Origin of the sequence: Clostridium aciditolerans (assembly GCF_016316925.1) — a bacterium.
Lineage (GTDB): Bacteria > Bacillota > Clostridia > Clostridiales > Clostridiaceae > Clostridium_AM > Clostridium_AM aciditolerans.
The window spans coordinates 59764-81246 of sequence record NZ_JAEEGB010000041.1 but is presented as its reverse complement, the minus strand read 5'-3'; the positions used below and the strand labels follow the sequence as shown (position 1 = coordinate 81246).

20 protein-coding genes, 1 tRNA gene, 1 other RNA gene and 1 riboswitch are annotated in these 21483 nt (G+C 30.3%); of the genes, 7 read left to right on the top strand and 15 right to left on the bottom strand.

Going from position 1 to position 21483, the window contains the following annotated elements:
• Positions 1-459 precede the first annotated feature (459 nt).
• Entirely contained in the window at positions 460-1218 is a 759-nt protein-coding gene (locus tag I6U51_RS22060; protein ID WP_211144715.1) for a SagB/ThcOx family dehydrogenase, read from the bottom strand.
• A 206-nt stretch (positions 1219-1424) separates the two neighbouring features.
• Here I6U51_RS22060 and rnpB point away from each other — a divergent pair.
• An RNA gene (rnpB, locus tag I6U51_RS22055) (RNase P RNA component class A) lies at positions 1425-1765 on the top strand.
• A 286-nt stretch (positions 1766-2051) separates the two neighbouring features.
• On the opposite strand, the gene I6U51_RS22050 is transcribed toward rnpB, so the two are convergent.
• Both I6U51_RS22050 and I6U51_RS22045 read right to left on the bottom strand, forming a co-directional pair.
• A tRNA-Met gene (locus I6U51_RS22050) sits at positions 2052-2127 on the bottom strand.
• A gap of 256 nt (positions 2128-2383) precedes the next feature.
• Positions 2384-4621, bottom strand: coding sequence for an MASE3 domain-containing protein (locus tag I6U51_RS22045; RefSeq protein ID WP_246517608.1), 2238 nt, complete (start codon positions 4619-4621; stop codon positions 2384-2386).
• Positions 4622-4956: 335 nt separating this feature from the next.
• Here I6U51_RS22045 and I6U51_RS22040 point away from each other — a divergent pair, with 335 nt between their 5' ends.
• Entirely contained in the window at positions 4957-5508 is a 552-nt protein-coding gene (locus I6U51_RS22040; RefSeq protein WP_211144713.1) for a manganese efflux pump MntP, read from the top strand.
• A gap of 290 nt (positions 5509-5798) precedes the next feature.
• Here the strand turns inward: I6U51_RS22040 and I6U51_RS22035 are convergent, their stop codons facing one another.
• The 3 genes from I6U51_RS22035 to I6U51_RS22025 all read right to left on the bottom strand — a co-directional run bounded on the left by I6U51_RS22035 (position 5799) and on the right by I6U51_RS22025 (position 7552).
• Complete coding sequence (locus tag I6U51_RS22035; protein WP_211144712.1) at positions 5799-6497, bottom strand: aspartate/glutamate racemase family protein; 699 nt, start codon at positions 6495-6497, stop codon at positions 5799-5801.
• Between the two features lie 87 nt (positions 6498-6584).
• Positions 6585-7064: a hypothetical protein gene (locus I6U51_RS22030; RefSeq protein WP_211144711.1), complete on the bottom strand. Its 480-nt coding sequence runs from the start codon at positions 7062-7064 to the stop codon at positions 6585-6587.
• Positions 7065-7222: 158 nt separating this feature from the next.
• Complete coding sequence (locus I6U51_RS22025; RefSeq protein WP_211144710.1) at positions 7223-7552, bottom strand: nitroreductase family protein; 330 nt, start codon at positions 7550-7552, stop codon at positions 7223-7225.
• A gap of 425 nt (positions 7553-7977) precedes the next feature.
• Here I6U51_RS22025 and I6U51_RS22020 point away from each other — a divergent pair, with 425 nt between their 5' ends.
• On the top strand, positions 7978-8883 hold the full coding sequence (locus I6U51_RS22020; protein ID WP_211144709.1) for a pentapeptide repeat-containing protein: 906 nt from the start codon (positions 7978-7980) through the stop codon (positions 8881-8883).
• A 229-nt stretch (positions 8884-9112) separates the two neighbouring features.
• Here I6U51_RS22020 and sugE read toward each other — a convergent pair whose 3' ends face one another.
• A complete protein-coding gene (gene sugE / locus I6U51_RS22015; RefSeq protein ID WP_178910377.1) occupies positions 9113-9433 on the bottom strand; it encodes a quaternary ammonium compound efflux SMR transporter SugE in 321 nt (106 codons plus the stop codon).
• A 95-nt stretch (positions 9434-9528) separates the two neighbouring features.
• Positions 9529-9633, bottom strand: a riboswitch (guanidine-I (ykkC/yxkD leader).
• A gap of 164 nt (positions 9634-9797) precedes the next feature.
• Entirely contained in the window at positions 9798-10247 is a 450-nt protein-coding gene (locus tag I6U51_RS22010; RefSeq protein ID WP_211144708.1) for an Lrp/AsnC family transcriptional regulator, read from the bottom strand.
• 137 nt (positions 10248-10384) lie between these two features.
• Between I6U51_RS22010 and I6U51_RS22005 the strand changes: the two genes are divergently transcribed.
• On the top strand, positions 10385-10801 hold the full coding sequence (locus tag I6U51_RS22005; protein ID WP_211144707.1) for a carboxymuconolactone decarboxylase family protein: 417 nt from the start codon (positions 10385-10387) through the stop codon (positions 10799-10801).
• 196 nt (positions 10802-10997) lie between these two features.
• Here the strand turns inward: I6U51_RS22005 and I6U51_RS22000 are convergent, their stop codons facing one another.
• The gene (locus I6U51_RS22000) at positions 10998-11387 is read right to left on the bottom strand and encodes a VOC family protein (RefSeq protein WP_211144706.1); all 390 of its coding nucleotides are present in this window, start codon (positions 11385-11387) and stop codon (positions 10998-11000) included.
• Between the two features lie 45 nt (positions 11388-11432).
• The gene (locus I6U51_RS21995; protein ID WP_211144705.1) at positions 11433-11645 is read right to left on the bottom strand and encodes a hypothetical protein; all 213 of its coding nucleotides are present in this window, start codon (positions 11643-11645) and stop codon (positions 11433-11435) included.
• A gap of 440 nt (positions 11646-12085) precedes the next feature.
• Here I6U51_RS21995 and galU point away from each other — a divergent pair, with 440 nt between their 5' ends.
• Entirely contained in the window at positions 12086-13039 is a 954-nt protein-coding gene (gene galU / locus I6U51_RS21990; protein WP_211144704.1) for a UTP--glucose-1-phosphate uridylyltransferase GalU, read from the top strand.
• A gap of 54 nt (positions 13040-13093) precedes the next feature.
• Positions 13094-15058, top strand: a complete 1965-nt coding sequence (locus I6U51_RS21985) for a transglycosylase domain-containing protein (RefSeq protein WP_211144703.1) — start codon at positions 13094-13096, stop codon at positions 15056-15058.
• A gap of 370 nt (positions 15059-15428) precedes the next feature.
• On the opposite strand, the gene I6U51_RS21980 is transcribed toward I6U51_RS21985, so the two are convergent.
• From I6U51_RS21980 to I6U51_RS21970, 3 genes are all read right to left on the bottom strand, one after another.
• Positions 15429-15800 (bottom strand): DUF5412 family protein, encoded by a 372-nt coding sequence (locus I6U51_RS21980; protein ID WP_211144702.1) that lies wholly within the window; start codon positions 15798-15800, stop codon positions 15429-15431.
• A 44-nt stretch (positions 15801-15844) separates the two neighbouring features.
• Positions 15845-16291, bottom strand: coding sequence for a hypothetical protein (locus I6U51_RS21975; protein ID WP_211144701.1), 447 nt, complete (start codon positions 16289-16291; stop codon positions 15845-15847).
• 412 nt (positions 16292-16703) lie between these two features.
• Entirely contained in the window at positions 16704-18101 is a 1398-nt protein-coding gene (locus I6U51_RS21970; protein WP_211144700.1) for an MFS transporter, read from the bottom strand.
• A gap of 250 nt (positions 18102-18351) precedes the next feature.
• Here I6U51_RS21970 and I6U51_RS21965 point away from each other — a divergent pair, with 250 nt between their 5' ends.
• Positions 18352-19461, top strand: a complete 1110-nt coding sequence (locus I6U51_RS21965) for an MGDG synthase family glycosyltransferase (RefSeq protein ID WP_211144699.1) — start codon at positions 18352-18354, stop codon at positions 19459-19461.
• 69 nt (positions 19462-19530) lie between these two features.
• On the opposite strand, the gene I6U51_RS21960 is transcribed toward I6U51_RS21965, so the two are convergent.
• Both I6U51_RS21960 and I6U51_RS21955 read right to left on the bottom strand, forming a co-directional pair.
• Positions 19531-19806, bottom strand: a complete 276-nt coding sequence (locus tag I6U51_RS21960) for a CD3324 family protein (RefSeq protein ID WP_211144698.1) — start codon at positions 19804-19806, stop codon at positions 19531-19533.
• A 218-nt stretch (positions 19807-20024) separates the two neighbouring features.
• Entirely contained in the window at positions 20025-20927 is a 903-nt protein-coding gene (locus I6U51_RS21955) for a DMT family transporter (protein ID WP_211144697.1), read from the bottom strand.
• Positions 20928-21483 lie beyond the last annotated feature (556 nt).

Below are 21483 nucleotides of genomic sequence, written 5' to 3'. Positions count from 1 at the left end.
TAAGCAGAGAGCCTAAATCTTAAGCAGGCATCCAAAATCTATGATTTTGAGATGATCACTTACACAGAGTGCTGTTTTTGAGATGATCGCTTACACAGAGTGCTGATTTAGTGCGAATCGCTTACTCCTTCGACAATAGGATAAGGAGTTTCCTACAAAGATGGGGGTGTTAGCAATGGTAGCGATCGGATAAACTTTGACATAATAGTAAACCATCTTAATAATTTTATAATACATTATAGCATTACTATGAGGCTTAAAACAGCAAAGCTATATAAATTATCCACAGGACCTTTGCTTTCCTAAAGAATATGAAAGCTATGACCATTTTTTTCTGATCATAGCTTTTATTTAACATAATAAACTTCTATCTGCTTATAAAATACATAAGCTTTATTTACCCTTTTACAGCACCACTTGTAAGGCCATTAACTAAGTATTTCTGTATTGTACCAAACATCATTCAGTTTTAACCTTTCCTACTGGTGCAGCATAAATAACAAATTCATCTTTTCCGTCAAGCATCAAAAACTTATCAATTATATCTTGGTTATAATCTCCTATTGCACAAGTTCCACAGCTTATAGCTTCACATGCCAGATACAGGTTTTGACAAAGATGTCCTGAATCTTGAAGAATGGTCTTATGAGCAGATATATCATATCTCCATTCGCTTCTGTAAGGGATACAGCTCCAAACAAATATAACTGCACTACTAGCAATGAAATTTTGTCCTGAAACAGCTTCTTTTACTTCCTCTTCCATATTATTTTTATCAAACATAAAGACAAGTTTATGATCTAAAGATAAATAGCGATATACTCCTTTTCTTAGTCCTTCTACTCTATTTATCACTAAATAGGTTTCAAAGGGATGTCTTGCTCCACCTGAAGGCACTGTTCTAAAGGTTGCAAAATTTACTTTTCCAACAACCTTTTTTACCCCCTGAGTACTCCACAATAAAAATGAAAGTTCTTCTAAGGATAGACTTTCTTCAGTATAAATTCTATTACTTTTCCTATCCATTAAACAATCGAAAATATTCATTTTGGTTATTACATCCTTATTTACTTCTGGAAGCACAATTATTTCTGCATCTTCTTCTACAAACTTTTGAAGTGGTGGTTGTGGCAGTTTTTGTTTTTGATCTGTTTCAATATTATTAAGTAAATTAAAATTAGATTTCAACCACTCTCTTTGTAACTTAGCTTTATCCATACAATTACCCTCTTCCCTAATTTAAATTCATACTTATTAATCCCCATTTTATAATAACTAATGCAACACTTCAACATAGTGAGTATAAATAAGTTGTAATCTGCTATATTGTTATTTTAGATAAATAGCAATATAGCTAGTATTATCTAATCTTGGTACTAAACACTGTTTGTAATTTTATTTATACTGTGATATTATAATATCTGCGAGTAAGTCAGACAATCGCTGCTGTGAAAACACAGGAGAGGAAAGTCCGAGCTCCATTGGGCAGGGTGCTGGGTAACCCCCAGTCAGGGTGACCTGAAGGAAAGTGCAACAGAGATATACCGCCGAAGCTTTGTTTCGGTAAGGGTGGAAAGGTGAGGTAAGAGCTCACCAGCGCATTGGTGACTTTGCGGCTATGTAAACCCCACCTGGAGCAAGATTGAGAAGTATCAAGGGGCGGCCCGTTCCACTTCTCGTTAGTATCGCTTGAGCCTACTGGTAACAGTAGGCCTAGATAGATGATTGTCAAATACAGAACTCGGCTTATAGACTTGGTCGCATATTGAAAACACTAGGTTTTACCTAAGTGTTTTTTGTTTTGTTCTTTTTACGTCCATTGTGACCTTCATAAGTTAATTACATAAAAATATAAATGACTGCCAAATTTTTATTAAGCAGTCATCTGAATTTCTAAATTCTATTCATAAAATGAACTTCACAATTCTCTTATAAGCATTTTCAGTACCTTCTATATCCATTTTGGAATAGTTCTTGAAGCTTTACTGAATTTCTTTTCAAACTATGAAGCTAAGCAGTGGAGCTTCATATAATTTGTTATCAATACTTTTTGGTTGCGGGGGTAGGACTCGAACCTACGACCTTTGGGTTATGAGCCCAACGAGCTACCAGCTGCTCCACCCCGCGATGTTATATATTGTATTGAACAATTTCTTGTTTTGTGTTTGCTGCTCCTTCAAGCGACATGTATTATCTTATCATGAACATCGATATAGAAAAGCAACTAACTATATGTTCACTTCAAAGATACATAGTAATGATTATCTATTCTCTAGTATGCTCATTATTTAATATAATATACACTCGACTTAGTTTTATCCATTAATTTCAGAAGACCTACCTTAGTTCCTTTAACATCCTAAATGAAAAGTCTTGGAGAACTTTATATGAATTCCTCATCATCTATATCTTCTATGCAAGGCAGTATAATAGAAAAAGTTGTCCCTTTTCCTAAAATACTTTCTACTTCTATTTTTCCCTTATGCTCCTTTATTATTTTATAGCAGACATTCAATCCTAAGCCAGTACCATTTCTTTTAGTCGTAAAAAACGGCGTACCTATTTTCTTTAAATTTTCTTCCGATATGCCTACCCCGTTATCCGTTATTCTTATAAACATTTCCTTTGCTGATTCATTAAAACCAGTTTCAACTTTGAGTTTTGCATTGGTTTTATCAATCATTGCATCTACAGCATTTTTACAGATATTTAATATAACCTGCTTTAATTCTGCCTCATCACACATGACATAACGCTCTTCTTTTGATAACTGAAAATCAACATCAATGCCTTTTACAAGGGAGGATGACTTAACCATACTTTTTATGGATTGAAATATGTCAATCATAGAAACTTCCATCAGCTCGGTTTCTCTTGGTTTTGATAGAAATAAGAATTCGCTAATAATTCTGTTCACTTCATCAACTTCTTCATTTATCTTTAAAGCATGTTTCTTAACATCCTGTTTTTGTGTCACAGCACTTATTAATTGACTCCTACCTTTAATTGTTGTAAGAAAATTTCTAGTTTCGTGGACTATCTCCGCACCCATTTGCCCAAGCAACGCCAGCTTTTCCTGCTGTATTAGTTTTTGCTGCTCCTTTTTAAATTCCGTTATATCGGTGCCTATGCCTATGCTTCCAATTATATCTCTGTCCACATTTCTAATGGCAGTTAAATCAACCAACATATCTTTTTTATTACCTTTGAAAGAACATATTGATATCTGATAAAACTGCTTTTTTGTGTTATCTTTTAATATCAAGTCGGAAGGTTCTATAACATTAACTTTTACCAATTGCTTTAATTTATCTATATTCATGTCAATAATATCTTCTCTGCTTGTTTCCAGTGCTTCCTCTAAGGCTTTATTACAAAGAACAACCTTTCCATTTTTATCAAGCATTAATATACAGTTGTCTATAGATTTAAGTATTGTTTCCGTTTGTATATGTAAATTTTCAAGTTCCTGCTCCTTCTTTGTTTCACTAAAAAATACCAATACACCATTTCTAACTCTTTTAGAATTTATTGAAAGCTTAATATTGTCACCCTTTAGGTTTTTATAGGTTCTGACAATATTTTTTGTGTCTTTTCTATGCTCAAGTAATTTACTTGGAAACTTCTTTGAAAACTCTTCCTCTGTAAGCCCGTATAATTCATCTCTGTTACAGGCAAATAATCCTTCAAATCTTTTATTAACATATCTTACTTTTCCATTGAGATCATATTCCTTTACCGCTATTGGAAGTGCGTCAAGTAAATCTTTTAAAGTCTCACTAGTATACTTTAACTCTTTAGTTGTTTTCTCTAAATTTTTATGCTCTGTTTCCAGTCGTTCATAGGGATAAAGTATTGTGCTGATAAAAATACCCTTAAAAAGGAAATAGTAAGATGAAACTTTCAATATGTGCCCAATAATCCATGAAATTGAATTCACTGTGGTGTATAGGGTAAAACAAATTTCAGTAGAAACACTTATAAGCAGCGATATAAAAATATACTTATATGTTATTACGCCTTCATAACATAACTTATCTTTTATCTCATATAAGCTCATTATATACATACATATAATTCCACACTCTAGTATTACTTTTATAGGTGCAACTCCGTTATTAGTTAGTAGTATAGGCAAATAATCATTATAAAGAGCTACAAAGTAGGATACACCTAAAACTATACTTAAGGTAATAAAGAGACTCATCCATTTTTTTAATTTTATTCGAACTAATTCTATGGACAAAAATAAGACTATAGATTCGGCAGCTCTACCCAATATCGAGAATTTCAAAGAAATATCGAAGTTTAGATTATAAGCTGGATTTAAATAGTAAACAATGTGTAAAACATCAAAAATAGCAACTGCTAAAAATCCAAAGCCTAGTACATTATAGCTCACTGAGTTGCGGCTATATAAGTACCATACAGATATGAATATTGATAAAGCTATAAATACGCATGTTAACTCTAAAACCGTATAATATACATTTAGATATTTTACTACTGTATTATGTATAAAGATTGCAGTAAAAAAGGATAAAATTAAAATTGTTAAGAATTTTGTTATTAAAGGTTTCATAAAGCTTCTTGAATTGAGACTTATAGTATCACTTAACATCAATTTTGAATCCCCCCCTAGGTTGTAAAAACACATCTAGTATATCCTACCATAAATATAAACTTAGCGGAACTCTTTGCGTGAAAATATATTATTTTCACACTAGTAAAAAAACAGAGAAATACTACTTTTTACACCTTCAAAAGTCTGTATGATTAATAGATTATATTTTTTAGAGTTATTACTTATAATCCAGTTTATTCCTTAGCTGTTCAAGGTTTCTCATCATATATTGTAACATCTTCTAACCTTTCTCAATAGTATAAATTAGACTTTAGGACAAATTTTTAATAAGAGATTTACTCAAGATTAATAAATGAGTGGAGGGGAAATTTATGAGTATTTTTGTAATATTCCTCGCAGCACTTGGTCTATCAATTGATGGTTTTACACTTTCTTTTACTGGTGGGATTTTAACAAAGAAGCAAAAATTGAAAAGCGCTTTTTATATAGGTATCTACTTTTGTGTTGTGCAAACAACTGTAGCCGCTTTGGGATGGTTTTTAGGCTCAAAATTTAAAGGATATATAGCAGAATATAGCAGCCTATTTGCTATTGGGCTATTACTATTTATTGGAGTAAGAATGATTTTTCAATATATTAAAGAAAGAAAAGAAGCGAATTATGAATCTAAAGAGTTAGACCATAAGTTTTTCCCCATTCTGGCACTGCTGGTCAGTTTTGATGAACTTGCTGCCGGAGTAAGTTTTGGTCTTTTCCAAGTTAACATTGTAGAAGTATTAGTAATACTAGCAATAACCTTCTTTATTACAGCTTTTACTGGAATACTCATCGGCAGAAAACTTGGACTTATACTAAAGGAAAAAGCAGATCTAATAGGTGGTTTAATGTTTATAGCAATTGCTTTGGTGGACATTTTTGCTTAGTTTCAAAATTATTTATGTAAAATAGGGAAGTAAATTACCTTGGTATACTTACTTCCCCTACCTACCAATAATTCTACTTTAACTCATTAACTGAATTTTTAGGCACTTACCTTGAGTGCTATAACCTATAAATTCTGAGATATAATTTTGTATTTCCCTGGAAATTATTCTTGCTATATATAACTTTGGTTCCATAAACTATCTTTAGCGGGCAAGAATATTATAATCATTAAAGCCGTTAAAATACTCACTTCCTTTCTATTTTATAATATAGGCAACTTCCTATTACTCTATTTGTCCAATTCTAAATATTTACTGACAACTGCGTTAGCTAAGCATTTTGATGAGTCAATAATATTAATTAAAGGAGGTGCTTTTTCTAATACTACATTTAAATCAGTACAAGCTATTACTATATTTTCAATAGATTCCTTTTTTACATCTTCAATAAGTTCATTCCAAATATCCACATTCTGTGTATTTTCTTTATCTATTTTTATATTTTGAATAAGATTATTTAATTTTACTTGCCATTCGTCTTTAAAAATAAATTCATGACCACTATTTATTATACCTTTTTGATAAATTGTAGATTCAAATGTTGAGCTTGTTGAAAATAGAGTTACCTTTTGTGAAACTACAGGCAATTTTTTAACAGTCTCCTCTACAATATTTAATAAAGGAACATTAATTGATTCTTTCAATTCTTTAAAATATATATGTGCTGAATTACATGGCATTGCAATAAAACTCACGCCGATTGATTCAAGCTTTTGTAATCCTTCAATTATAGTTTTTCTCATAAGCTCATGATCTATTGGACGGTCAATGTAAAATGGGGTAGGTAAAGAATATATCATCATTTTAGGAAACTCATCATCGTATTTTGCTCCATATTGAATTTGACATTCATCAACGACCAAATCAACAAATGGTGCTGTTGACCTTGGGCCCATTCCAGCTAAGATTCCAATTAATTTTTCACTCATTTAAGTTATCTCCTTTTAAAATGTAAATTTATTTAACTATACAACACTAAAATTGTTGTTTTTTATGCTTTTTTAATAAACATTATATTAATTAATATTTTCAGAAAGATAGTAACTGCCATTAATTGGATTGAATCCATAAGTTTTTACTTCACCAGCCTCTTTAACTCTAATTAAATATATTCTGTTAATGAATATATTGGGGCTATTAATCATTTGAAGAGATTTATAATCAGTAGGTATAACAATAATAGATTTTTGACTTTTTATTTTTTCTATTGCTTGATTATATGTGTATGCAGGTTTATTATACCAGAGTAAAACTGGAATAATAATTATTAATAATAAAGTTATAATTAGGTAAGCGATGCTATTTTCCTTAGATTTTTTGTTTATTTTTGATATTGAAAAAAATATCAGTACAAAAAAATTGCCAAAGCATATGCTGTATCTTATTACTCCTGAGTAAATTACATTGTTAATATAAATAAGCAAAAATAATTCAATTAAATTTAACAGCATAATAATTATTGGTAACACAAATGAATCTTTATTCTTGATATTCATATAAATCCACCTTTACAATTTAATATTATAAGAAGATTGCGAATTAGGTTTTATATAATTCTAATATTGTTAGTGGTCTAACACATAATATTGAATAAAATTACTAATGAAATGTTATGTTTGCAAATGTCCTTTTTAATGCAAAACTATATTTAATATTAGGATGACCGAATATAACCATTATTCCGCTTTTGTTTTTTAAAGGTATCCCATATTTTTCTTTTATTCTTTTTCAATACATTAATTAAGTCTAAAGTAAATTCGTCAACCTTTTCTTTATCGTCTAATACCATAACTTCAACATCAGAACTTCCAAGACCATTGGGAGCGGTTGATGCTACTTCTAATATCTTATCTATAATTTCACGTTGAATCTTTTGTTCCTTAAAATCTCTTACACTTCTACGTGATATCAATAATGACTTTAAACTTTCATAATCGGCGATGCTTTCATTTTTAGGCAGCTCAATAACATCATCAGGCGTCATATCTCTTCCTATCTATTTCAACTTTTGCACATTCATAGAATCGACCAGTTTTTAATGACACGAATCTCCATCCCCTCTCATTCATATATTCTTTTTCAATTCTATATTGACTTATCATCAATAAAACATGTTAATTCGTATTAGATTGCTATTGTATAATTATCGCTATTTTAAAGTTGCTGAACATAATAAGAATATTCCGACCTAATTAAATTTAGCTAATAACTTTGCTTAACCACATCTCACCAAAATAAATTTACACTTTATACCAATATTTTAATTATATAATTTTTGTTTATACAAATAAAGGAGTTATATAATTAAATTACGGCATAAGTATTCTTTAGCAGTTGAATAATATGGCATCTATGATATAATTTTAAAGTAAAAATTATTTATATTTTCTAATTATGAGGTGAATGAATATGACATATACACATGGTGATAATGGTGATAAAGAATTATCCGAAAATCACAGAGATTCAGCATCTTTTCCGAGTACAAGTCTACCTAATCTTAGAATTGATTGTGAAAAGTGTTTCGGCTTGTGCTGTGTTGCTCTGTACTTTTCGGCTTCAGAAGGCTTCCCAAAGGACAAAGATGCTGGCAAGCCTTGTATAAAGCTACAATCGGATTTTCGCTGCTCTGTCCACAAAAGTCTTGGGAATAAAGGACTTAAAGGCTGCACTGCTTATGACTGCTTTGGAGCAGGACAAAAGGTCGCTCAAATTACCTATGGTGGACATGACTGGCGACAAGCACCAGAATCAGCGAAGGAAATGTTTGAGATATTCCTGATTATGAGACAACTTCATGAAATGTTATGGTATCTAACTGAAGCATTTACGCTACAAACAGACCTTCATATCAAAAATGAGATTAGCTTCATGATCAGCGAGACTGAACGTCTTACTCATCTTAGTGCTAGCTCTCTCATAGAACTTGATTTGATAGCACATAGAAACAAAGTTAACTCACTAATTTCACAGACAAGCGAGCTTGTAAGAACTAAAGCCCGCAGAGAAGATAAAACTCCTTCAAAACATCAAAAGACTATCTCTAAAAAATTAGACTTTATTGGTGCAGACCTTAGAAAAACTAATCTAAGAGGTGCAGACTTAAGAGGAAAATATCTTATTGCTGCTAACCTTAGAGGAGTGGATTTAAGTGGAGCTGATCTTATTGGAGCTGATTTGAGAGATGCTGACCTCAGAGGTGCAAATCTCACAAATAGTATTTTTCTTACTCAGGCCCAGATCAACACGGCGAAGGGCGATTTCAATACAAGATTACCGATGTCACTGACTCGCCCAACATCTTGGTCAAAATAATTAGTTATCTAGCAAGAATAAAAAGCTTTAGAAAAGCGCAGGTTTACTTTGTCTTGTAGAATATGTTTTAATATAGTACTAAAAATTTATAGATTTTTAATGGAAGTTGATAACAACTTCCATTAATTTATATTTTAATAATATTTGGACAATATCCCTTAATTATCTCCACAACCATCTATTCCTACCAAAAGGGGTGACTGCTTTCTTTGTAAGTTTTCCATGATAATTACTGAGAAGATACTAATTTCAGTCCTATAGCTCCTATTACTATAAATCCAATACAAATTAATCGAATTGGGTTTACAGATTCATTGAATAGTATTATCCCTAAAATTCCAGTACCAACAGTACCAATTCCAGTCCAAATTGCATATGCAGTTCCTAATGGAATGTTTTTCATGGCTAGTGATAGAAAATAAAAACTTGCTATCATCCCTAATATGGTAAGCACACTTGGTACAAGTTTTGTAAATCCATATGAATACTTTAAACCGATAGCCCAAGCCACCTCAAAAACTCCTGCTATAATTAAAAACAACCATTGCATAATTTTCACTCCTTCTAATTTTAAGTATTCTAATTAACTATTCTCCTTTCATTAAAAATCAAAAAATAAAAAAACCTAGAACAATATATTAAAATATCTCCCAGGCTTTTGTCCTTCCGTGAACACAGCTTAACTGTGCGTTTTATCTTGGACCAGACCAGCTAATAATTTCAAGCTGCGGAACCCTATAAAACTTTTTTAAATACATATATTCGGTTTTCCTATTGTAAAGATAGCAAAATATGTGAGGCTTGTCAATATCTATTTTCATAACACTGTTATATTATGTATCATTTTTTGTTAAAGATATAACAGCTAAGCACTTACTTAGGTTTTATTATAGACTTAAATATATAGTCTTGTTTTATTCTCTTAAGAATTTATCAATATTATTGTTTATTGCTACTTCTGAAAATGCTATGATTGTTTCTGTTATTGCATATTCAGATATTTCATTTATAAATTCTTCAATCTCATTTAAAGATTTAACGGATAATTTAATCAAAAAACACCCATCACCGGCAATTCTATAACACCATTCACTTCGTTTATAATCCTTAATAAATACCTTGAATTTTTCATACCCTCCATTTTTCATGGTTAACTTAATTATACAATCAATAGACAAGCCAAGTTTCTTTTTATTTATTTTAATTGTATAACCTTCAATAATTCCATCGTCTTCAAGTCTTCTTACTCTTTCAGCAACAGATGGCGCAGAAAGATTTATACGTTTTGATAACTCTCTTATAGATAACCTACTATTTTTTTGTAACTCTTCTAAAATTGACACATCTATCTCATCAATTTTCATTTATAACTTATCCTCCTAATTATTATTTCAAATAACATATTTATTATTATATTACATTACATATTTAATGCAATATTGCTGCTACACTTTGTATAATATTAATTATCAATGAAATATATTTATAAAGGAGAGATACTATGGCAAGAATAACTTTTTCACAAGAAGGACTTACACCATTTGAACAATTATTAGGTCATAATAAAGAGATACTAGAAAAATGGTCTTCTTTAGAGGAGTGCATTTTTAATAGTAATACATTTACATCTGAATTAAAGGAGCAACTAAGACGTACCCTTGCTTTTAATAATGGATGTCAATATTGCATGGCTAAAGGTAAACCCTCTAATCAAATAGCTGATTCGAGAATTTTAATTGCTACTAAAACAGCAGATATAATTTCTAAAAACAACATTATTGATGATAAACATTTTAATCTATTAAAAAATGAATTTAGTGATAAAGAAATCTCTGAACTTTTAGCTTTGATATGCTTTATAACAGCTTCCCAAAAATTTGGAGCATTACTAGATTTACAACCGAGCTGTCCAATTTAAATTATTAGACAATAATTCAACATTTATATATTATTTTCAGTTAATTTACATCATAATTATTACTGCACAAAAATTCTAATATGATTATCACAATGTTTAAAACGTGATGAAAAACACCGTAAAATTCAGATTTTAACTGCACCCTGTCTATACTTAAGGGGAGCATATCAGTTTGAATAATACGGTGTTTTCAAAATTATTCCGTTATCTCTATTCGATTTCCATCAGGATCTAAAATACAACTCTCATAATAACCATCTCCAGTATAACGAGGTTCACCTACTACCTTGTAACCTGCATTTCTTAATGTGTCAGTAAGTTCATTAACCTTCTCAACACTACCTACAGAAATAGCAATATGAATTAAACCTATATATTGATTAATAGTATCATTCAAATTAGAAGGAATTGTCGGCATCTGCATAATTTCAAGTCTAGCACCAGATTCAAATTTAATAAAATATGATTGGAATTGTTTTTTTGTATTAGTATATTTATCTCCAGCAATACCATCAAAATAATCTACATAAAATTTCTTTAATTTTTCAATATCTTTGGTCCATATAGCTACATGCTCGATTTTCATATTAACACATCCTTTATCTTAAATTTCAAGGCGTAATACAAATAACTACCTTTTATCCCATTTTGGTAACATCAGTTCACTATGTCCACAGTTAGGACATTTAGCCATACGCTTACCCATTGAGTGAAATGTAAAAATATATTTTAAAACACTTACTTTAAAATTTGCACCACATTTAGGGCAGATAAAATGGGTTTTCAATGCTCTAAATACAGCAAATATCAAGACTATAGCGATAATTATCAATCCGATTCTCATATGTTTTCGCTCCTTTTAACCTTATCAACTAAGCACTAGTTATATTATATAATAATTATGCAATTCTTCAAGGAGTCATAATCTTACCAATGCAACGATGAAAAGGATTCATAATAAAATGATTTATACCTTTATCATCAAGTTATTTCTTTAAAGTCTTCTTTTAGTAGTTTATCACAAAAATAAATAATCTTTATACGCTAAATTTGGATTATAAGTTTAATAAAACTAGAGCAAAATTAAACCCTAAATTATTATAAGTTTATGTAATCAAGAATAGAACAGAAGATAAAGTAAAAGCTATATGTAAAAGTTATGAATAGCAAAATTCTACTCCTTCAAATAATCAAAGATTCGGTATGTATAGTGGCAGAAACTCTGTTCAGCTATATAATTTGAAATAAAATTCAAGGAATTGTTAAAGAAAGGATTGTATTAATATGAGCATAAAAAAAGCAATAATTCCTGCAGCAGGTTTAGGTACAAGATTTTTACCAGCTACGAAATCTCAACCTAAAGAAATGCTGCCAATAGTTGACAAACCTACTATTCAATATATAGTTGAGGAAGCTGTGGCTTCTGGCATTGAAGAGGTTTTAATAATTACAGGTAGAAATAAAAGGTCTATAGAAGATCATTTCGACAAATCTTTTGAACTAGAAGCTGAGCTTGAAAGTAGTAATAAAGGAGAATTACTTGAGTTAGTACAAAACATATCTAATATGGTTGACATTTATTATATAAGACAAAAAGAACCTAGAGGACTGGGGCATGCTATAAGCCGCGCTAAAAGCTTTGTAGAAAATGAAGCTTTTGCTGTTATGCTTGGCGATGATATAGTTGATAGTAAAGTCCCTTGTTTGAAACAGCTAATAGATTGCTATGACAAATATAAAACTTCTATTTTAGGAGTGCAGCCAGTTCTTAAAACAGAAATATTCAAATACGGTATTGTAAAAGGTATAAGCGTTGAAGATAGAGTCTATAAGGTTAACAATATGGTGGAAAAACCAAAAATTGAGTTGGCACCATCAAACATTGCTATTCTGGGAAGGTATATAATAACTCCTAGCATATTTGAAGTGCTTGAAAAAACTAAGCCAGGCAAAGGCGGCGAGATACAACTTACTGATGCATTAAATCAATTAGCGAAGCAAGAGGCTGTATATGCTTATTACTTTGAGGGAAAAAGATATGATGTTGGCGATAAACTTGGATTTTTACAAGCTAATATAGAGTATGCCTTAAAACGTGATGATTTGAAAAAAGATTTAACGTCATATCTTTTTAGTGTTAAATACAGAGAAAATTTTAAAATAAAAGAAGAACTTTATTATAAAGAGAATTTAGCATCAAGAGAGCCAGTTGGAGTAAATAATTTAATTTTCAAATAATATTGCATCTATAAAATAAAAAACATACACATAGTTTATAAGGAAGTGATTTAATTGGCAAAAAAATACAAAAACAAAAGACCTCATAAAGTTAGGAAACAGATACTACTTGGGTTTTTTTCTGTAATTCTAGTAGTTATAGTTTTCTTTTGTGTTAAGTATTTGCCTATAACAATATCACTCTATAAGGATGCAACAAAGAAGGTAAATTCTATATCCTATAATACTTTTCATGGAAATCAAACAACTTATTTATATGATTCAAATAATAATATAATAAATAATTTATATGGTTCAAGGAATTCCCTATATTTAACATATTCTAATATACCTCAAGCGGTGAAAAATGCTTTTGTATCCATAGAAGACAAAGATTTTTTTAAACATGGCGCTTTAAGTATAAAAGCAAATCTCAGGGTCTTGTATTCTATTATAAAAAATAACGGAAAAATTACACAGGGTGGAAGTACAATTACACAGCAGCTAGCAAGAAATGTGTTTTTAAATTTTGATAAAACTTATAAAAGAAAAATAGAAGAAATATTTATTGCTATAAAATTAGATCAAAAATACACTAAAGAACAAATCTTAGAATTTTATATTAATAATATTAATTTTGCTAATAATACTTACGGAATTGAAGCGGCCTCAAGAAGATATTTTAACAAAAGTTGTAATAAACTTGATTTATCTGAGATATGTTTTTTAGCTGCAATACCTAATGATCCTACTTACTATGATCCTATAAAAAATGCAAATGCTACATTAAAACGCAGAGACCTTATTTTATCATCAATGAAACAAAATAATTATATTACAAATGATCAGTACAATAATGCAATTAACTATAAAATTGTATTAAATCCAGAAAAATATACCGGAAACGTGTGGGTTGAATCCTATGCTCTCGACAATGCTGCAAAGGTACTCATGAAGCTAAAGGGATTCCAATTTAAAAATACCTTTGATACAGAGCAAGATAGAACTAACTATTATAACGACTATTCTAATGTATATAATGGGTGCATAAATGATATTCGTAAGGATGGATATAAAATTTATACTTCTATAGATATGAATAAACAGCAACTCTTACAAAGTTCCGTAGATAATGGATTATTAGATTTTACAGACCAAAATAACGGAATATACGCCTTACAGGGCTCAGCTGTTTCAATAGATAATAACACTGGTTGTGTTATAGCAATAGTAGGCGGTAGAACAAGTCCTCAGAAGGATTATTTAAATAGAGCATTTCAATCCTTTAGACAGCCTGGTTCATCTTTTAAACCTTTGGCAGTATACACTCCTGCCTTTCAAAAAGGATATACTGATACAACTATTATAAATGACCATTATATAGAAGGCGGACCTCATAATGATGGTGATGTTTATATGGGGGATATAGATATAAGAAAAGCTGTACAAATGTCATTAAACAGTGTGGCATACCAAGTTTTTAATGACATAACTCCTGATTATGGTCTATCCTTTGTGAAAAGTATGGATTTTAGCAAAATTGCTAAGAGTGATTATATACCTGCTGCTGCATTAGGTGGTTTAACCTATGGAGTAACGTCTACTGAAATGGCATCCGGTTACTCAACTCTTGCAAGGAATGGAGAATTTATCGACCCCACATGTATACGTAGTATTATAGATAGCCAAGGAAAAACTATTTATGAAAATAAAATGGAAAAAAGAAGAATATATACAGCTGATGCAAGTTATTTAATGACGGATATTTTAAAAGGTACTTTAGAAAATACTTGGGGTACTGCATATAATGTGAGACTTGATGGCATTACCAGCGCTGCTAAGACTGGTACAACAAATGAGCAAAAGGATGGCTGGCTATGTGGCTATTCTGCTTACTATACTACGGTAGTCTGGGTTGGATATGATATGCCAAAGCATGTTGATAACTTATATGGTGGAACATATCCAGGTACAATATGGCATAATTATATGCAGCAGGTACACACAGGATTGCAAGATAAGGATTTTAATACACCCTAAGTTTACTAAAGAAAATGGAATAAAGCATTATTATTCCATCAATTACCGGGATATAACAGATGGAGTTAGAAAATGCTATTGCTAAATGAAATAGACATATTTAATTATTGCTATATACTTTTTTATTAAAATTATTAGAAAAAATAACGCTAAAATTTATCTATTAATCTAGAGACTATCAAAACTAACCAATTAGTTTTGATAGTCTGTTTATTTGAATCATTGAATTAAGTCGCAATCGTAAAGTTTTGCGACGAAAAACACCCCAAAATTCAACTTCGAATAATATAGTGTTTTGGTAAACTGTTTGTTTTTTGGTTGTTATATGTAAATAAGAATAACATATCTTCAATAAAAGCAAAGATTAGATTTAATTTTTTCTATAATCATAAATTTCATTTTTAACATTTAATTCTACACCATTTATTTTTATCATCTCATCATTCAACCATTCCATATCGGCTTTTTCACAACGATACTGCCAATAAATATTTTTTGTTTTTCCATTTTTATTATTCTTTAATGTGCCTAAAACAGCAAAACTCGTTGTGGCTCCACCATTATTCAAATAAGCGGTCACAGTATATGTTCCATTCGGCGAAGTTGATTCATTAAGATACTTTTGCCCATTAATTCTTTGAATATCAAAAAATGCCCAGTTGACAGAATAGGATACTCCACCAATCATAGCGACTATAATGATGCATATTTTTATGAATCTCTTTTTTGTTTTTAATTGCATATATTTCTCCCTAAAAATATAAATAATCTTTACTACACATAAATTTAATATTGAGATATATTATCTGAATAAGGCTTCTTAATAAACTTCCATCTATCCTTTTGTATATCATAAACCATGAAAGATAGCTTTTCCATGACTTCCGCTTGTAATAACAATATCTGTTTGTCTTTTTCTTCGATAGCATTAATAGCGTGTACTTGTTTTATTTTGCTTTTATAGTATTTAATAATGCTTAAACACCAATTTAGAAAATCTTCACAACTTCTAATTTCCTTAAAATGCTCATGGCTACCTTCAAATACATAATCACAATTATAATACATATCTACATGATAAAATGGTCCTGAAAGTGCCTCTCTGCCTATCAATAAATCCACATCATGCCACAACTGAATGAACTTTTCCGTTTTAAGGTTGGGTCTATTAAATCCTTCTTCAAATAATTTATTAAATAACAGTAAGTTTTCTTCATATTCTTCATAATTCATTTGATTTTTCACTCCTATTAGTGATAATTATGGCGTACTAAATTACAACTTCGATTTAATTAATATAAAAATTATACCATAATACCTATATATTTTCATTGCTTTACAAGATTATATAAACTTTCAACACCGCATTATTGGATTTTCAAAGACCATCGTTCGTGTTTCTGTTTTCATCAGTTACGTCGCAAATTTACCATCTTACGAAACAAAGGAATCCTTTTGGGGATTCCTTTTCAAATCATTATAATTTCAACACTATTTTTAAACATAGCTCAAATTTAATATAGTTTTAATAATATTTTAATTGATCTTTAAATATTGTTCGCTAATATATGGTTTAAACAATAAATTTTTCACTTAGGTTCTTATTACATTTTAATAGACTTAAAGGTTACCTCATTGAATTAAATTAAGTTAACTTTGCTCGCTGACGCAGCGTTGACTTAACTTCACTAATATCCTTAACATTGCTTTTCGCCATTTTTATATAGGATAAGGCTGAAGGTATAAGAAATAATTGAAAGATTATCAGCGTAATCATATAGTTATTTGGTTCCCTCGTATACTTAGAAACAATAACAAGTAAATAACCAATACCAACGTTACCAAGAGTTCTTCCTAAGCTATTAGCAATGTTGGCTACACTAAAGGCCGTTCCTCTGTGTTCCGGAAGGTTCACATCTGTTATCAGTGCAAGCCAATTTGGTGTATTAGCTGATTGGGCCGCAGAAGCAAAAACCGATAAGACAAACATTACAGTCATCCATGGATTTATAACTATTTGCTTCAATACACTTATTAGTATTAAATAAGAATTATTGCTATTAGTCAACGATAGATTATGCATTGGAGTTATAAACATTGCTAAATAAAGTGGTGCAGTAATAAAAACAAAAAATGAAGTTAGTAAAGCTCTCCCTTTATAGGTTTTCCTTTGAAATACGTCTCCTAGATAACCAAAAAATGCTGAGGAAAGACCTCCTATTTGAAATAAAGCAAATAAATATCCTGATACAACGATTGCTATCCGGGAACTGTATCCCTGATGTTGGATTTTGGATATATATAATGTTGGAAGCCAAATTAAGCTTCCAGTTGTAATATTCATAAAAAATCCTTGAAAAAACAATAGAATATTACTACGTTTTGAGGCTATTTCGGAAAAATGATTAAACTCGATATTGTAATTATATTCATATCCTTCTTTAATAAGTTCCTGCAATTCCGGCTCTGATTCTCCTAAAGTAGGTTCTTTTATAAAGAGATATAGAATAATCAAGAAAAAACCTATTATGCTTACAATTTCAAATGGTTTTTTCCAATTTGTAGCTGTAGCAATAAGTGAAGCCATTAATGCTCCTGCAATTCCTCCAAAGCCTTGAGACATTCCCCAGAGACTTAATAACATTCCGCGGTATTTATGTGGAATATAGTCAGTTAAAACACTAAATCCAATTGATGCTATGCATCCTAGCCCTATTCCAGTAAAAATTTGAAAAATAAAAAGCTGAGCATAAGTACTGCTCCGTGAGGTCAAAAATACTGATATTGACCATAAGATAGTGCCAATAATAATAAGCTTCTTACGATTAAATTTTCCTGAAAGGTAACCCCAATAAACTGAAGAGATAGATGTTACTAAAATATTAACAGCCGAAACCATTCCAAGGGCAGATATATTAACATTTAAATCCTTTGCAATTGAAGAAAAAAGTGGTGGAAACAGTCCTATAATAATGTTATCAAAAGCAGCTAAGGCTACAAAAACAAATATAGTATAGATCATTCTTATATTGAGAGTATTCATTAATCCTTACATCTCCCTTTAAAATGATTTGCAATATATATATAATAAAGTTTTATCTAAATGATATATTATTATAGCCTATTTCTATTAATATATCTATCTAACCTTATTAGTATAGATAAAAAATAGTCTTTGGGGAAAAATAGTTGCAAAGTACAATTATCGCTTTCACATAGTGCGTTGGATTGTTAGTGGCGATAGACATCGGATAAAAGTATCAATCAACTTAACCAAGGAAAGGAGTAATATCATGATTAAAAATATACTTATTATCTCATCTAATTTCACAGGACATGGACATAAAAGTATAACGGAGTCTTTACGTGAAATTTTTGAAAAACATAACGATATTAATGTTCATGTTGTAGATGGATTTTCCCTTGGAGGAACCACACTACTTAAAATAGGTAAATCATACGGACCAATAACTAGATCTTCCGAGAATTTATGGCAACTAATTTGGAATGTATCTTCCATTAGGCCAGCATTGGTTAACGAGTTCATTGAATTAATAATAAAAGATAATTTTTTACAGCTATTAAAAGATATAAATCCTGACTTGATTTTATCTGTACATCCAAATTTTAATGGTTCCGTTATAAATATATTAGAAAATCATAAAATTAAAATTCCATTTATTACTCTAATTGCAGATCTAGTAAGCATTTATCCACTATGGGCAGATCCTAGAGCGGATTATATTATAAGTCCAACACAAGAAGCAAAAGACAAATGTGTAGAATATGGTGTTTCTGAAGAAAATATAAAAGTTTTAGGATTTCCTGTACGCTCAAAGTTTTATAGAGATATACAAGATAGCCAAGAACCTATTAACTATAATGCTGATATTCCTTTAAAATGCCTAATAATGAGTGGCGGAGAAGGCGTAGGTAATATGAGAAAGATAGCTGAGATTCTTCTTGATAACTTTAATTGTACTGTAAGCATTGTAGCAGGTCGAAACACAAGGTTAAGAAACAAGTTAGAGCAATCATTAGTTGAAAGATACGGTGACAAGGTTAAGATTTACGGATTTATGGAAAATATACAGGATTTAATGCTATCCTCCGATATTGCATTTACAAGAGGAAGTCCAAATGTAATGATGGAAGCTATTGCATGTAATTTACCCTTAGTAATAACAGGTGCTTTACCGGGGCAAGAAGAGGAAAATCCAGAGTTTGCTGAAAAATATAAACTTGGAGTAGTATGTGAAAATATTAAAAATATACAGGATACCATAAGCGATTTACTTGCAAATAACGCAGAAAAGTTAAACCAAATTAGAAGCTCTCAGAGAAGCTATAGCAATCCTAATGTTGCAAAAAACATTGTGGATTTTATTTTAAGCTTAGATTAAGTAGACTTATAAAAAGCGGTACTTGAATATCGCATTGATAATTTCAAAATACCGCTTTATCTCTTTAATTTATATTTTCTTTTTTTCTTCTCTAATTATTCTTCTAATAGTCTGCTCAGTAAGATAATACTTCTCAGCTAGTATTTTAATAGGACTCCCTTTTTTGTAACTATTAAAAATCTCTACATTTCTGTCTTTTAATTCATTCTTTATGCCGCTATTTTCTCCCCAAGCCTTCCTATTTTCACATTTTCTCGGTATATATAAATAACCACCATCTATATATTGCTGAATTAATTCAACTACATCTTCTGGTAATATATTTTGTGCTTTTTCATATTTCATAGTCCTTGCTCCTATCTACATTTCATTTTGTAAATAATGAAGCAAAGTCTGCACAAAAATATTTTAGCCTAAATAAAACTCTTAGATCCGGCTCCGAACAAAACTATGCTCTATATCTTCATGCAGCTTTGCACGAAGCCTTCTTTCGCAACATTTAATTTTGTATTTCCCACACTTTATTCCCCCTCACTTAGTTGTCTATTTATAAAGTAAATATATCATACTTTTCTTAATTTATTCAATATAATTGATTCATTCTGCAGCACAAGTACTGCTCCAATAATGAAAACTACTCCTATAACTTGCGTAAATACCATTGTCTCATTAAGCACTAAAAAAGCAAGAATTAATGTTATAGGAAGTTCTGCCGTTGCTATTATTGTGCTTTTCTCGGAGCCTACCAATGCAATCCCTTTGTACAAGAAAACAACCGGTAAAATTCCTGAAACAACCGCAAGTTCGAAAACATAAAATACCATCTGTGGACTCAAAGCTATATCAAACCTAAAAAAGCCTGGATTAAGAATAGCTGAAATTACAAACATAACAACAGATGTATACATTGCCAAAACCTCTGATTTTACATCATTAAGCTTTAAATCCGCAAATACATTAAAAAAGGCATAAGATATGCTGCATATAACTCCATAAACAAGACCTATAACAGGTGTTTCAGTAACATTTAGATTAAAAAGATTTATTACCATTCCACTTCCTATTACCGCAAGCATCAGTGCCAAATTATTTACCAAACTAATTTTACGTATACCAGTTATAACAAAAAATAATGTAACAAAAACTGGATGTGTAAAAATAAGCATTGATGCAATACCTGCATTTATCTTTTCAAGAGCTAAATAAAAAAATACTGTAGTGGCTGTACTACCAAAAGTCCCTTGAATAATTACCCTTTTAAGTTGTCCCTTAGTAAGTATCATTGACTTTTTATCCTTAATGAAAAGGTATATAAACATTATTACTGCACTTACTGCATTCTGCATAACTAGAAGATCATACACTTTCATCCCTGTATTAAAAGCACTTTTCCCTATTATAGCTATTAAAGCAAAGAAGAAAGCTGCTAAAGATACATATATATATCCTAAGCTGCTTTTTTTCAATTTAACCACCCCTTAGCAAATGTATTACGGTTTAAGGAATACCATGTCACACCCCTATTTCTAACTTATTTTAGCATGACTATATATTTCCATACACTTAATAATAACATAAAAGCTTGTACAGAAGTAAAATTCTATACTAGCTTTTATTAACTGATTTTTGTTTATCCGATGACTACCCGCTCTAATACTCCCCCTTCCCAAAGTGGAAGTAAAGAGCGGCTACGCCCCTGGATAACGATTTCTAAGCATCAGGTGGAGTTAAAACTCCATCTGATGCCAAGAACTCTGTTTATATCTTCTTTCAACTTTTCATAATAGATATAACAGGTTAGAGAAAAGAATAAACAAAAATATAATAAAAGAAATTGCTCATTAGAACTTGACAAAATTTTTTTACTGTGTCACTGTAAATTTTACCGTAAAATTGTATAAAATAATCAAATAGTATTGTATAATAGAAATATATTCTTAATTAAGAATTTTCAAACAGGCACTCTAAAAGAATATGATTTGATTATAAGTATTAAATAAAGAATAAATTATGAAAGAGAGG